Annotated in this window: 12 protein-coding genes; 7 read left to right on the top strand and 5 right to left on the bottom strand. The window is 42.3% G+C overall.

Annotation, left to right across the window (positions count from 1 at the left end):
• Positions 1–55: 55 nt before the first annotated feature.
• Positions 56–460, bottom strand: coding sequence for a discoidin domain-containing protein (locus tag AC50YG_RS31235; protein WP_494832705.1), 405 nt, complete (start codon positions 458–460; stop codon positions 56–58).
• A gap of 435 nt (positions 461–895) precedes the next feature.
• On the opposite strand from AC50YG_RS31235, the gene AC50YG_RS31230 reads away from it, so the two are divergent.
• On the top strand, positions 896–2,809 hold the full coding sequence (locus AC50YG_RS31230) for a serine hydrolase domain-containing protein (RefSeq protein WP_494832703.1): 1,914 nt from the start codon (positions 896–898) through the stop codon (positions 2,807–2,809).
• A gap of 914 nt (positions 2,810–3,723) precedes the next feature.
• On the opposite strand, the gene AC50YG_RS31225 is transcribed toward AC50YG_RS31230, so the two are convergent.
• Complete coding sequence (locus AC50YG_RS31225; protein ID WP_494832702.1) at positions 3,724–4,998, bottom strand: stalk domain-containing protein; 1,275 nt, start codon at positions 4,996–4,998, stop codon at positions 3,724–3,726.
• A gap of 302 nt (positions 4,999–5,300) precedes the next feature.
• Positions 5,301–7,040 (bottom strand): ABC-F family ATP-binding cassette domain-containing protein, encoded by a 1,740-nt coding sequence (locus tag AC50YG_RS31220; RefSeq protein ID WP_494832698.1) that lies wholly within the window; start codon positions 7,038–7,040, stop codon positions 5,301–5,303.
• A 307-nt stretch (positions 7,041–7,347) separates the two neighbouring features.
• Here AC50YG_RS31220 and AC50YG_RS31215 point away from each other — a divergent pair, with 307 nt between their 5' ends.
• A complete protein-coding gene (locus AC50YG_RS31215) occupies positions 7,348–7,650 on the top strand; it encodes a hypothetical protein (protein WP_494832696.1) in 303 nt (100 codons plus the stop codon).
• A gap of 232 nt (positions 7,651–7,882) precedes the next feature.
• On the opposite strand, the gene AC50YG_RS31210 is transcribed toward AC50YG_RS31215, so the two are convergent.
• Entirely contained in the window at positions 7,883–8,431 is a 549-nt protein-coding gene (locus tag AC50YG_RS31210; protein WP_494832695.1) for a sulfurtransferase, read from the bottom strand.
• A 469-nt stretch (positions 8,432–8,900) separates the two neighbouring features.
• Positions 8,901–9,632 carry a Crp/Fnr family transcriptional regulator gene (locus AC50YG_RS31205; protein ID WP_494832761.1) on the bottom strand — a complete coding sequence of 244 codons (732 nt, stop codon included), beginning with the start codon at positions 9,630–9,632 and terminating at the stop codon, positions 8,901–8,903.
• A gap of 182 nt (positions 9,633–9,814) precedes the next feature.
• On the opposite strand from AC50YG_RS31205, the gene AC50YG_RS31200 reads away from it, so the two are divergent.
• The 5 genes from AC50YG_RS31200 (at position 9,815) to AC50YG_RS31180 (ending at position 14,311) form a co-directional block, all read left to right on the top strand.
• Positions 9,815–10,483 carry a helix-turn-helix domain-containing protein gene (locus AC50YG_RS31200; protein WP_494832693.1) on the top strand — a complete coding sequence of 223 codons (669 nt, stop codon included), beginning with the start codon at positions 9,815–9,817 and terminating at the stop codon, positions 10,481–10,483.
• 47 nt (positions 10,484–10,530) lie between these two features.
• Positions 10,531–11,202: a stalk domain-containing protein gene (locus AC50YG_RS31195; protein ID WP_494832691.1), complete on the top strand. Its 672-nt coding sequence runs from the start codon at positions 10,531–10,533 to the stop codon at positions 11,200–11,202.
• Between the two features lie 4 nt (positions 11,203–11,206).
• Positions 11,207–11,923 (top strand): hypothetical protein, encoded by a 717-nt coding sequence (locus tag AC50YG_RS31190; protein ID WP_494832689.1) that lies wholly within the window; start codon positions 11,207–11,209, stop codon positions 11,921–11,923.
• On the top strand, positions 11,913–12,980 hold the full coding sequence (locus tag AC50YG_RS31185) for a hypothetical protein (RefSeq protein ID WP_494832687.1): 1,068 nt from the start codon (positions 11,913–11,915) through the stop codon (positions 12,978–12,980). The genes AC50YG_RS31190 and AC50YG_RS31185 overlap by 11 nt, the downstream gene beginning before the upstream one ends.
• A 314-nt stretch (positions 12,981–13,294) precedes the next feature.
• Positions 13,295–14,311 carry an S-layer homology domain-containing protein gene (locus AC50YG_RS31180; protein WP_494832685.1) on the top strand — a complete coding sequence of 339 codons (1,017 nt, stop codon included), beginning with the start codon at positions 13,295–13,297 and terminating at the stop codon, positions 14,309–14,311.
• Positions 14,312–14,411: the final 100 nt, after the last annotated feature.

Below are 14,411 nucleotides of genomic sequence, written 5' to 3'. Positions count from 1 at the left end.
CCGAGCTCCAATCGCTCCAGCTAAAGATTCTTACTCGGGCTCCATGCTACCTTCACTATGTTGAAGATAGGGCTTCGTATACCTCAAAATCATAAATTCTTGCCGCAGCGTTTTGGGTTTGGGTAGGCGTCGTAACGACCAACTTAATATATCGAGCTGGTACTACAGTAATTTTGTCTACGGTAATGCCGCTCGTATTATTAGTTACTTTCACTACCGTAGTCCAATTTGTTCCATCAGTGCTGACCAGGATTTGATAAGCCTTCGTGTTGTAGGAGTGAGTTTCCCCTCCTTCGGCTGCGTGCTTGATGACAAATTGGTTCACTTGCTTTATAGAGCCAAGATCGATCTGCAGCCAACGGTTACTTGACTTAGAACACCATTTGCTGTCATTAGCGACGTTGCCGTCCACGGCTTTAATCGCATTTTGCGAGGCGATGCACGCACTATCAGCCGTCACAGCTTTATTAAATGCCAGATTTGGGGTTCCAAATACCTGAAACTCGTAGATTCTTGCAGCAGGGTTTGTGGTTTGCGTTGGCGTCGTAACGTTCAGAATGAAGAAGAGTATTCAATATCACAGCATCTCATTTCACCTTTTTAAAGCGATGTTATTTAATAGGTAACTTCATACTCTTATCTGTCATAATCTGTTGATTTACATTTCTAAGCGCCTTGGCAAAATGCTCCTCAAGCTGCCCCACGCTCTTGTAGCTGCCGTAGGCATTCTGCGTGTTCTTCCAGAAGTAGTAGAGCGCACAGGAAATATAGCCCGCTTTCTTAAGCATGCTCTGGGCCGTGGAGCTTACTTCCACAAGATTATACGATTATGTGTGAAGGTTTTTGTTAAAATAGGGAAACTGGATGAATTCACCTAACTAAAGGAGAGGTTTCATTGTTAAGAAAAGGATTTGCACTTGTGTTCTCTATACTATTGTTTCTATCCAGTAGTATCACAGCAATAGCAGCAGAGAAAGTTAGCGGCGGAGTAGAGGGAGCAACCCCTTCCGGAATTCCGTTGGCCGATTTGGAAGCTTTTGTCGACAACTATGTAAGAGAGTACATAGGACAACAAACGGTCGGTGCGTCTGTTGTTATGGTGAAAGATGGCCAGGTGGTGCTGTCCAAGGGTTACGGCTACGCCGACGTGGAGCAGCAAATCCCTGTCTCGACGAATACGGTAATGGAGTGGGGCTCAATCAGCAAGCTTGCAGTATGGACGTCCGTGATGCAGCTGGCTGAACAAAAGAAAATTGATTTAAATGAAGATATCCGCGTTTATTTACCGGCAAATTTCCTAACCAAGCTGAAATATGATGAGCCAATAACGATGCTCAATCTGATGAACCACAATGCCGGATTCGAAGAGTATATGTTCGATATGGCCTATCAATCCCCTAAGGAAGTGCGGTCGCTGGAGGAGGGACTACAGCTTGCCCAGCCTGCACAGATTTACAGGCCTGGTAAAGCTGTGGCCTATTCAAACTATAGCAACACACTGGCTGCCTATATTGTGGAGAGGATCAGCGATCAACCTTTTCATGAATACGTTCAGCAGCATATCTTTGATCCCCTAGGCATGGAGGATTCCATTGCTTATTCTGTCATAGAGGATCGCCCGGAGCTAATGGAGCTTAAAGCTAAAGGTTATTTCTTCAAAGGAGAAGGGTCCTTTACACAGGGATTTTGGAATTATATGTCCATGTACCCTAATGGCGGCAATAACGGCACTGCGGAAGATCTCGCTAAGTTTGCAATGGCATTCCTGCCTGCAGCCGGGGAGCAATCACCGCTGTTCGAGAATCCGGAGACGCTAGGCACAATGCTAACCCAGAGTTATGCCTCAGCTGAAGAAATGCCGGGCATTGCTCATGGATTTTGGGAATATCCCGGACTGCACCGGACATTGGGACATGGCGGGAATACGATTGCTTTTGCTACCAACCTGCTGATCGTGCCTGAAGACCGGTTTGCAATTATCATTATGACCAACCAGGCCAGCGAATTTAATATTGTTCATGGTCTGGCTAAAACAATAGTGGGCACACGTGAGCAGGTGGATGCTGTCAATCTGCCGGATGCTTCTGAGATGCAAGGTGAGTTCGTGGCCGCGCGCCGCCCTGAACATGGTTTCATGAATCTATTCCCCTATCTTACGCTGATGAAGCTAAAGCCGCAGGGAGCAAATCAGCTCCATGTTTCACTTGCAGGTATGAGTGGAAGCTATAAGCAGGTTCAGCCTTACCTCTATGTAAAAGTGAGCGGCGACTCGGCGCTCGATGCCTGGCCAATGCTGCATGCCACTGTCAGCAATGGCAAGGTAGAGATAGTCTCGGTATATACGTCTGATTATTTGCCGCTGCCTGACAGTAAATCAATGCCGGTTCTGCTCTTGAGTGCTGCGTTGGCAGTGCCGGCCATCGTCTATTTCATAATTGCCCCGTTTATATGGCTGGTGCAGGCGATCTTAAACAATCTGAGATCCAGAACACGTCCTGCACCTTATGCCTTCAGCCGCAAACTAGTAATTGGCCTCACCTTAACAGGTACCAGTATTGTGACGAACAATCTGGTTCTCGCCTTGCGGATGCTCAGCAACTATGAGCGTGCCTATGCCGAGGTGTATCCGCAGATTTTAGTTAACTATGGTCTGACTGGACTGGCCGTATTGTTCCTGGCGGCACTGCTGCTATCCTGGAAGAAGAAATGGCCTGCTTCAACTACCCATGACAAGTGGTCAGCCATTCTGCTTATGACGATGATCGTTGTTCTGTTAGGACTCCTTGTATTCTGGCAATTCTACAGTTAAGCAGGCATGGTGTGCTTGGTGCTGCTCTGTGCTTAAGTGACAAGTAGGGAGTGCCCCTTCCAATGGAGACGATACGAATAGCAAGAAAAGAAGCCATTCACCCCTCATGTTGGAGATGAATGACTTCTTTTTTTGTTCTCTTCTCCCTGAATGAACAACGCTTGCAGTTTTCCAATTACGCAATCTATGAAAAAAGTTCAAAAATCATTTAATTTCATACAACGATGGACCAAGTAAACAAGCGAAATGGAAGTAGTGATGGTTTAGATGTATCTGTACAGTGAACTATAGCAGAGAACATAAGAGCATACGCTCAGTTTCGGCCTCTATGAAAATATTTTCAACGGTTACATGTTGATTCCATGTTAACTCAAAACATAAAGAATATATCGCCTAAGGCACGAAGTCCACATGGTGATGTATTATACTTTTACATACTATTTTATGCTTCTCAGCTCTTATTGTTCTCCCGGAGCCACCAGATTCCCGCTATCCGAGCTCCAAACACTCCAGCTATGGGATTCATTTCTTCGCCGGATCTCTGCCAACTTTTTTGTGAGTGCATTCTCCATATTCAGATACTCATTGCGCGCTTCAAATTCCTTGATCTGAAGCTTTAAGCAGTCCTGTTCATTGAGCTCCTCTAGCGGCTTCTTTCGGCCCCGGAGGTCCTGTACGGCCTATGCGCCACTTGCTTAATATTTACGAATCCATGCATATACCTGATAATATACACAGTATTTATATATTTATTTCTTTTAATTATAAAAATTCCCGTAATGATAGAAGTAGGGTTTTGTTTTTCTTCTGTCTACTATGATGGGAGCATATCACAAAGAAAACGGCCCAGATTTATTTCTAGTAATATGCATTTCTATTTTGAGAGGTATGCCCTCTCCTCATACAGCCTCGTCTTAGGATAACCGATGAATCGACCATACCGCATCCATATTGAGATTAATGGTAAGACCGTTAGCTTCATAATATAATCCAACTTGATCGCCTGCTTGCAACTGAACATCACCAGATAGTGTCACCGTTGCGCTCTCAAGTAGGGCTCTCATAGTTAAGACTAAAGGCATATTAACATTTAAAATAGGCAAGTTACCTTTTATTAAATCAGAGTTGGCATTTTTCTTTAAGGTGAAAATTGGGTTGACACCGCTGCTTAGGCTTACGCTGAGTGCAGCAGTTGTATTATAGTTAACAGTTGCATTTATGGCATACTTGCCGGTCTCCGGCGCCGTAAATATCCCAGTAGCAGCATTAAACGTAGGACTCGAATAATGTGGGGAAGCCACACTCCAACTTGTAAATTGCATACTACTATTTGCAGTGGTTGCACCAGCAGCCGAAAACCCTTCAGATGTATAAGAAGTCCCTGCTGGTCCAGTTGCACCAGTAGGACCCGTCTCGCCTATCGGACCCGCTGGGCCTACTGGACCTGCTGCACCTGGATCGCCTTTATCTCCCTTATCTCCCTTATCACCTTTGGCACCTGCCGTTCCTGTTGCACCCGTTGCTCCTGGATCGCCGTTGTCTCCCTTATCCCCCTTGGCGCCTGCTGCCCCACTTGCACCCGTTGCTCCCGGATCGCCTTTGTCTCCCTTATCACCCTTGGCGCCTGCTGCCCCACTTGCTCCCGTTGACCCCGTTGACCCTGTTTCTCCTTTGTCACCTTTATCGCCTTTGTCACCTTTATCGCCTTTGTCGCCTTTAGCTCCAGGCAGAGCAGGCTCCATTGCTTCATCCATTGTAATATGTAATGTTTGAAGCGTCTGATCCCACACCACCTTGCCTCCGTATAACTCCACTAGGAAACGAGCTGGAACCATCAAGCTGCCATTCACTAATTGTGCCGACTGCTCTAATGCTACCTCCGTAGTCTCCGTACCGATAGTAACGATTGCCGATGCGCGTTCAAGAACGAATAACACGGCAAACTTGTCATCAGACAGCGTCAATGTCTTGGTTTGATTGTCCCAGCGATACTTAGATTCAAACATATCCGCAGCATTTTTAACGGAAATAAGAACCTTCCCATCCTTTACGACAGGAGGAACCTTCTGTTCTATTGAACTTCCATTCACGATCAACGATATTCCAGCTGCCTGCACATATTGCACAGAGATCATCATTAAAGCTAATAATGCGATTCCTACAGTACTTACCCATTTCTTTTTCAGCAAGTTAATTTCCCCTCTCAAATATACAAGCTATAATTAATCTTAATAAATTGTACCATATTCTTATCTTTTCCCCCGTTATTTCCGTAAACCGATAGCATTATCAAGTTACATTGAAAATCATGAAACTTTTTCCTTTGTACATTCCCACCTACTTGTCAAATTCTTTTTCTCATTTTTCACACAAAAAAAGAACGGGCTATCTTTTCGATAACCTGCTCTTGTTCTTGATAGTGAACGTCCTAGATGTCTAATATGTTCTTCTAATTCTTGTGGAGTATTCAATGTAATCAGAAGGTTATCATTTAAAGCGACTTAATCAGCTCTTCCAACTCATCAACCAATACTTTTGCAAGTTCAAAATCAGTATCTTTTAAAGCCAACTCTATTTTCATTTCAACTAATCTTTTATTTTGTTCCGATACAAGATAGTCCCTATCGAAATGACTAGCATAAATCATCTGTCTAAATTTTTTAATAGTCATTTTCCTAATCGTCTTATTCTCAATAATTAAAACATAATCCATACCATTTACAACTGAATAAAAATCATGAGAAATCATCAAAATCGCACCTTTATAGCCTTCAATAGCTTTCTCCAGTGCTATTTGGGAATAGATGTCTAAGTGGCTTGTCGGTTCATCAAGAAGCAATACGTTTGCTTTACTGGCAGCAACTTTAGCCAATTGAAGCATATTTTTTTCTCCACCAGATAGAGATTCTATCTTTTGATTAACGATTTCTCCTTCAAAACCATAGTTTGCAATATACGTTCTAACTTCATCATAAGTTTTAAACCCAGCGTCGATGAATTCTTCTAGTATTGTATTAGATACCTTTAGCACTTCGCCTTGATTTTGAGATAAATAAGCCTCTTTAACATCAGCATTTATTTCAATTGATTCATGATTATTTTTAAAGATATCACGGAGTAAAGTCGTTTTCCCGGTACCGTTCGAACCAATAATGGCTACTTTATCCGTAGATTTTATCTCAAAGTTAACATTGTCTAAAAGCAATTCATCAAAGGCAACACTATAATTTTTCACATTTACAACAATGGCGTCTTCCATTTCATTATCCATACCAAAACTAATATTCGGTTGCTTAATATCAACAAATGGCGCTTTAATTCTACGTGCTTCCAATCTTTCTTGAAACTTGACTCTAGCTTTTAATGCTTTGCCTCTAGAAGCTTCTGAATTATAAGTTGCGATAGCTCTAAGATTATTAATGATATTGTCGTTTCTCTCTATTTCTTCATCCTCAGCGACTTTGAGCTCTTGCAACTCAACTTTAGTCTGAAGTAATGAGAAGGTATACTCCATATATCGCCCATCAAACTCTTGGATCTCTGTGTTTTCGAGGTGTATAACTTTGTTGAAGCAATGATTCAAAAGATATCGGTTGTGCGTAACAACTAGCAGCATTCCCTTGTGAGAATTAATAAGATTTTTAAGCGCATTTAGGTTTTCAAAGTCTAGAAATACATCTGGTTCGTCCATAATCATTAAGTCTGGACTACTAAGCATTTCCTTCATCACTTGAATGAGCTTGAATTCCCCACCGCTCAGGTCAGATACGCCAAGATCTTTAAGCTTCATAAGGTTTGCTAGATTAAGTTTTTTATTAAGGTTGCTTTCAAAATCCTCCCCGCCAATTAAATCCAATGCGTCTAAAGCTAATTGATATTTTTCTAATAAGGAATCAATATCCGATGAAGTTTCCATCTCCGTACAAATAGCTGTTATTTCATTTTGTATCTTAATAAATTCTTCCCCTATATATTCATAAACGGTTGTTTCTTTCGTTTTGTCGATTTGCGGAAATTGACTTACGAGTCCAATCTTGCAAGTCGGGTCTATTACTAACTTGCCTTCGAACAAATATCTTTCTGGATCCATTAACATATCTATTAATGTACTTTTACCATTGCCACTTGTTCCTATAAAAGCGCAATGCTGTGCCTCCTCAAGCGTAAATGATATGTTTTTATATAGTTCTTTTTGCGGAAATGAGAAGGATAAGTTATCAACTTTTATCATAGTATTTCCTTTCTCTACTACTAAATTAGTGACTATTACTAGGTGTATGGCAAGCTATAGATCTCGAGTTTACCTTTGTTAGAGTAACACTGTTAACAACCAACTTCAATCGGTTTGTATCCTATCCCTTGGTGGTCAAAGTACCATAATACTTTGAAAGTATACTAACACGCTTAGGAGAATAAAAAGAATTGGTAAAAATCACGCTATACTGACAGCCCGATTTATCCGATAAAGTAAGAAGAGCGGCATGGGGCATCCAATCCACTCATTCTGCATCAATACCACCCAAAGGAGATGTCTGCGAATGCAATACCAGTTTTGCCAACAGGTCACGATTGTGGATATGAACGATGAAATTATTTCGGAAGTGTTATTCGATCATGGGGAGTTCGAAACGGCTGCCTTGTCGATTGGGTCCTCCGTTCTGATTCAACAAGTAGGATTGAAGGAATTCAATGTCGTTTACGATAAAAGGGACGGCAAAATCGCTCGTTATCAAATCACGGATATCGAAATCGATCTCATCGCGCGACCGACGCTCACGCGAGTTTACCTCGAGCCAGTGAAGCTTATCGTCGGTCAGCATGATATCGGGATGATGCTTTAAACGAATTAACAAATTTGGGCCGCTGCCGCTCTTCAACCCACGTCCGGCGCGGTCTCCCATCTCTTATTCTTAGAGCAAGTCCAATCAACGTGCTTCCATGAGAAGGACCGCGTGCCGTCTAGGCTGCAAGCGGTCTCTTTGTTGATTTCAAGCATAAAAAATACATCGCCCCGAGCATTCAGCCCCATGGCGATGTATTCAAGATACACATACTATAAATGTCTCTCAGCTCTTACTCTTCCCCCACCGCCACCGGATTCCAAATATCCGAGCTCCAATCACTCCAGCTCCCCGCATAAAGCTTCACATTTTTAAACCCTGCCTCCTGCAGCGCAAAAAAGTTCGGCGTAGCGGTCACACCTGACCCGCAGTACACAATAATCTCATTATCCTTCGACAGCGCAGCAAAACGCTCCGCCTGCTCCTCCGGCGACTTCCACACGCCATCGACATGGCGGCTTTCCACCCAAAAATGATTAATCGCCCCCGGAATATGTCCGGCCGCCGGGTCCATCGGCTCGACTTCCCCACGATAGCGAGGCGCTTCACGCGAATCAATAATAACGATTCCGTCCTTGCCAATGCTCTCCTTCACATAAGAGCGACTTACCAGAATTTCATCCCTCAAAGCTGGCTCAAAAATAACCCCTTCCACCGCACTCGGCACTTCTGAGCTAACGGGATAATCTACTGCTTGCCAAGCAGTGAAGCCGCCTTCCAGCACATACACTTGCCCCTCATGCCCCATCCACTCCAGCAGCCAGCGCAGGCGCGAGGCCATGGCTCCACCTTGGTTATGTAAACATTTCCTTCTACACTCGTGTTGGCAAGCTGTTGATTGTTGTTTGCAATTCCAAACTATTGTTTTCCGAGCCACGGAAGGATACTGTTCTTGCTTTTTAGATTGTTCCAGCTGCTAACATCCAACCAGACTACTCCAAAATAAGAAAGATACCGTTCCGTGGCTCAACAATATTAGCTCAATAAGTGGGGTTCTGTTGCAGCACCATATTCCTTTGTGCCAACTAATCCTCCCCCACATAATTTAATCAATTATGTATTATAACAATAAGCTACAATTCAAAAGCCATTTAGACAAAACATTACATCATTTAATCTTCAATCAGACAGCAACTTTTCTGTTGTCCTTTTGTTGTCCTAAACCTCTTGAAAATGCTTTTGTGATGCAAATCACAAATTCCTTGCCGCGTGGATCACAGAACTTATAACCATATTATCTTACAATGGATTTAGTTAACAGTCAGTTCATACTTGCTATGTGAATGCCATGTGCGAGATTCATCTGGACGAGGGCTTCCTCCTGCCCAGCTCTCCAAATGAGGTTTATCAAGAATGGTGATCATTCGTTGATTAATAACAATAACCCCTGCCTTTTGCAGATCATGTAATGCTCGTGTTGCAGACTCACGACTTACACCAATCATATTGGAAAAATGCTGGTGGGTAATGCGCCAATTAATGAAGAAGCTTCCGTCCTGCAGCGGTTCACCGAAGTTCGAGTTCAAATCAAGTAACAGATTCGCCACTCTTACTCCCGTATCAAGAAAGGCGAGGTACTCTAGCTTGCGGTCTGCTTGTCCAAGGCGTTCGGCCATGATATAAAACATTTTGCGCCAAATTTCTGGGTAAATCTGCATAAGCTCTTCCAGTTCTGCTTTCCTGATTACCCAAACGGTTGAATGCTCCAGTGCAGCTACGGTTGCCAAACGATGGTGATCATAATGTAATACTTCAAGCTCACCAATCGTTTCACCTGGAAACTGATGCCCGAATACTATTTCTCGCTCTGCTTCTTCACGGTATATTTTAAAGGTTCCTGTATTGATAACATACATCTCATAGCCTGGATCTCCCTGGTAAAAGAGAACAGAGTTTTTCGCTATTTTACGCAAACTAAACTTGGCAAAAACCATATCCTTATCCTTAACCTCAATACCTTTAAAGAGAATGCTATCCAGCACAGTATCCAACCCTAATCCCTCCATAACCAGCATCATAATGCTTTCTTTATTGTAATTCTATCCCCTTTGTTCGACAACAATAAACAAAAAATAACAAAATGATACTTATAGTCCGTCGCCTTTTAAACATCTATTATAGTATAATCTTCCTATAAACCAATCGAAGTAAAAGGGTGCTTTAGATGGACATTTTAGAAGACTTCGGTCGACGTCTAAAAGAATTGCGTTTGCGATCAGGTATGTCGCAGGAGATGGTTGCTTCACGATCCGGTTTGGACAGAACGTATATTGGAGGGGTTGAACGCGGAGAACGCAATGTTTCACTAAAAAATATTGAGGTACTTTGCAATACATTAGACGTGGATATTAGCTATTTTTTCGATGATGAGCGCTTCTCTTTGCACACTGCTTTTCTGAAAAAAGAACTATCACGTCCACTGGCAGAACGATTTACCTATGAGGTTGATATACCGAGAAACCTACTTTCTTGGAAAGTCACGGGCGCTTTGCATGCCGATGAAGTAAAGGAAATCTCGTTAGAGTTAAAAGCTATATGTCTGAAGCTTGAGATGGGTAAAGTCCGCCTTTTGGTAGATAATAGCTCAATGATGTCAAAAGGCCAGCCAATTGTTTTTACGAATGAGGTGATGGAACTTTGGGAGAAGCTTCAATTTTGGTTCGTTAATCATTGTATTCAAGTCATTTGTCTATGCAACTCCAAGTTAATGAAAAATCAGATGGATCGACTTGCTAAACGAAGTGGGATTATTAATGTGCAAAAAAATTTATACTCTGAAGACAAGCAGTGGTTGGCAGAAGAAGCCCGTCTTTTATTAATGAATTTCAAATAGACAGCAAAACACACGACCTAAATCACCTTAAAACAGGAGGAAATATAATGTTAAACAAGCTTAACTTAAAATCTACAATGATTGGTATCATTACAGGGGCACTATTTTTCTCAGGAGTTTCTTACGCTGCCACCGGGTCTCTCAAAATTGTTCAAAACGGAATTGATAAGACTCCAACTGCAAGTGATTTAAAACCGGTAATTCAAAATGGAAGAGTATTGTTGCCAGTGAAAGCTGCCGCAGATCTATTAGACGTAAATGTGGCTTGGGATAATACGTCCAAAACGATTACTATTGGGGAGAAAATGAAGGGGAAAGCGGTTAAAGGGCTCGCATCCTATAGTAAAGCCATCGAGTCTGTTTCCTATCCTAACAAAGTGACGATTAACAACAAAGTTTATAATGCCCCTAGCATCGTTTTATATAGTAATTACCGTTCTGACGATCCAGAAGGCGCTTTTAAAATCAATCTGAATAGCAAGTATAAGAAACTGACCTATTCTCTAGGTGTTGATGATAGATCTTCAAAGAGCGCAAGTACAAACTTAATTTTTAAGGATGAGAACGGTAGACTCATAGATGAACAATCTATAGGATATAACGGTCTTAACGAGGCTATATCAATAGATGTCACAAACATCGTCCAATTGGTAGTTACAACAACAGGAACAAGCTGGACTAGCAATTATACTGCTCTCATAAACCCTGTACTTGAGTAAGTCTATGAATAGCAACAACGCGAGTATGAAATATTTGGTGTTTTTAAAATATCACCTACTAATTGCATATATCCCTGTCGTCTTTGCTTCCTTACTATTTATCAATACAATTATTAGTTTAGCAAATGATTTGTATCATTTTTATGTCTTAATATATTCTGAAGATTCTAGTGTGACAGGAGCAATATTATTTCAAGTGCTCAAAAAAGTAATTAAGTACGGATTTAGTCTACTGTTTGTAGGCGGCATTATTAAAATCCTTCAAACAGGTCTGTACTTCCTGCCTTATTTGGCAACCAAGAACTCCTTGTCCTTAAAGAATGTTTTGAAAGTAGGTCTGCGTAAGCTTTTTCCTGTTTTATTCATTAGTTTTGGCACTGGCTTATTAGTTAGTACCATTAGCTCAATTCTGGCACTGATACCGTTTGTGAATGCACTTCTCTTTCTACTTGTTCCATATTTAACTGCTCTACTCAGTATAGGTTTTGATTACATATTTTCGATTAATTTATCGAGAAATCAGTCATTGTTGTCGCACGTGGATAAACATATGAGTGAGCTTTACCTTAAAGATAAAAAATTTTTGCTGTATGCTTTAGCACTGGCCTTGTCTTACTCCGTACTAGCATCTATCTTTGTCAAACCGTATATTCAACAGAAGTTAGCAATCAAAATGGATTTAGATAACTGTAAGAAGGAGCAGATGCAGTATGAGCAATAAGATAAGGGCAATAATGACTTTAGTAATGGCTATCTTCTTAGTTATGGGGCTCTTTTCATCAAACCATGCCTTGGCAGCCAAAACAACCACCTCCCCCTCCGTAACACGAGCAGAGCTTCTAAAAACAATTGCAGCTTCCTTCAAGCTAACCGGCCAAAATCATAAATCGTTGCTTATGGGAGCAGGAATCTACGTAGCCGGGGACATGGAAGGTAGTCTGAGTACAGAAGCTACTAGAGAAGATTTTGCTAAATTGGCTGTACGAGGGTTGCTTCCAGAGTATTCGGGTAAAACAGGCGATGCTGATGAGTTATTTTTCCGAGCCATCAATCTTGGATTACTCTCCAGAACAGGCACTAAGGCTGAGACTCTCTCGCCAGATGGGATCATCACCCAGGCACAACTTGACATCCTAAAGGCGCGGTTAGCCAAAATCAAGGCAGGCAATAAGTTAGCTTTTGATAAGGGTGCGAGCTCTTACGCAGAAGTTGAGTGGCACGGCCACAATATGATCACGATGTTCAACCAGAACGACTTGGTCAAGTTTCCGCATCGTCTTAGCATCAGCAAAAGTTATGATGCAGTTATCGAGAAATTTATGATCCTTGATCCAGCAGACAAGAATGAGCTCCATGCGGAATATTGGAAAGATGCAACCTTTGGTACAGGTCCTTACAGTTCAAAAGACTACGTGTACCTGTTCAAAGTGGTTGGAGAGGTCAAGGCAAGCTCCTCAGGTTTCCAAAGCACTAGAGGAAGCTTTTATCCTTACACTGAGGGTGAAGGTGGACAGGTAGATCTACATGATCGCTATTGGAAAGGCAGCATAGACGATCAAGTCCAACGCGACTATGCAGGACTCTACCAAAGCCGTCTTGGACTCTCGTTAGATAAACCGGGAACGAAGGGATACAATTACATTATCAGATACGTTCCTAAAACTTGGGTAGCTGGGCAGATCAAACGATTTGGCGCTCTCCCAGTTCATTTGGAGCGTTACGGTCAAATTTCTCCCATGTATCTTACGGAGGTGAAAGACGGATGGGCAAACGATTAATAGCCCTCCTTCTAATTCTAGCTGTTGGCGTAGGGGTCTTGCCCCCTGCGCCAACAGTAGTTTTAGGGGCTACTCAAAACATAACAGCAGCTGTGCCATTTACTTCTGGGCAAATCACTAGTCCAAACAAAACGCAATCGGTAACTACAACCCTGAATATACCAACTGGAGCTACAATAAAGTCTTACCAAGTGAGATTTCTAACTCGCTTATTTAATCAATCTAATCAATGATTAAGAAACAAACATAAATTGTTGGAATAATATCCCACATGTTTTAATGGATATATACCCCAACTAAGGAGAGTGAAAGAATTGAAGAACAAGTTTTTATTCGTATTTTTAATTGCAGCAATGTTGGTGCCAACCACACAAATCTATGCGGACACCATATTCAAAGATGTTAAATCGAATGCGTGGTATGCAGCGGCAGTCAAGTGGGCAGTAGAATCGGGAATTGTCACAGGCTATCCGGACAAGACATTCAAACCGGATGCCAAGGTAACAGAGGAAGCTTTCCTCTCAATGCTAATCCGGTCTTACACAGACATTCCGGACATGGAGAGCAGCCCTTATTGGTCTTACAAATACTATGTAGCAGCTGGGGCGCTGAATTATCCAGTAGGAGAGGATCGCACAGCTCTTATCAACCGTACTAAGGTCGCAGAGCTTGTGGCTGGAACACGGGGCAAGAATTTTTCTGGTAATGATGCCATCCAATATTTGCTCGGATCGGGCCTGGCAAAAGGCAAAACGGATTTCTCCATTGAAGGGTACAAGGGAAAGGATTACCTGACTCGCGCTGAGGCGGTAACTTTCATTAAAAACGTTAAGGATGCAGGTGGAGGTTCCACAGCTCTTCCTCGCCCAGTTAAGCCAACGCCTACAAGTGAACTCCCAGATATTCCAACAAAACCACCAGTTGACACTGGAATTGAGGTTATCGGTGATTACAACGCTATCTCCGATGCTTGGGCAAAGAAGATTCTTCCAGTTATCGATCCTAAGTATAAAGTTTATTACAATGGAGCCAACAATACCGTAGGGATCAAGGATCCAAGTGGCAACATTATTTTCGTTTACGGTGATTCCCGCATTAAGCGCGGCGATGAGGGTACAATCATCATCTCCTTCTTTAACACTCTTGATCGCAACACCTTCAAGCCAATTGAGAAGAATCTGACTCAAATCGAGGCTGCTCTCAAGGCTCTTGGCATCCCATCGGAGGGCAAAATTTCAGCTGGTGTCAAGAAAGTCCTGGCGGAAAATGGTCCAGATGAAGTGACCGTGAAGATCGGAACCACTAGCTGGAGCATCTTCTCGAGTCTGTAAAATATTCTGTGTAAACTCTCAAACCCGATTACAATAGAAGAAAGGCTGGTTTGAGAGGATGGCACCGATGGCGAGATTCAATAAGGAACAAGTGAAGGCA

This window comes from Paenibacillus sp. J31R34 (genome assembly GCF_059383715.1).
Note: the sequence above shows the minus strand (reverse complement) of the source record. Positions and strands in the feature narration are given on the sequence as shown.